At 64.1% G+C, this 527-nt stretch carries 1 protein-coding gene; it reads left to right on the top strand.

The window, feature by feature from the left end:
- Window positions 1–527: adenosyl-hopene transferase HpnH (hpnH, locus tag ACU8YE_RS24255; RefSeq protein WP_446929921.1), on the top strand; the 527-nt coding region annotated here is incomplete at both ends.

Below are 527 nucleotides of genomic sequence, written 5' to 3' on the forward strand. Positions count from 1 at the left end.
GAGCCCGTACTTCGTCTGGTCGTGCCATCTCGACGGCGACCGGGAGATGCACGATCACTCGGTGTCGCAGGAAGGCGTGTACGACAAGGCCGTCGCGGCGATCCGCGAAGCGAAGCGCTGCGGCTTCCGCGTGAACATCAACTGCACGCTGTTCAACGATGCGCTCCCCGAACGCGTCGCGAAGTTCTTCGATACGCTGGGGCCGATCGGCGTCGACGGCATCACCGTGTCGCCGGGCTACGCGTACGAGCGCGCGCCGGATCAGCAGCACTTCCTGAACCGCGACAAGACGAAGAACCTGTTCCGCGAAGTCTTCAAGCGCGGCGAAGGCGGCAAGCGCTGGTCGTTCAGCCAGTCGTCGCTGTTCCTCGATTTCCTCGCCGGCAACCAGACGTACAAGTGCACGCCGTGGGGCAACCCGGCGCGCACGGTGTTCGGCTGGCAGAAGCCGTGCTACCTGGTCGGCGAAGGCTACGTGAAGACCTTCAAGGAGCTGATGGAATCGACCGACTGGGACAACTACGGCG

Source organism: Ralstonia sp. VS2407 (genome assembly GCF_052950655.1).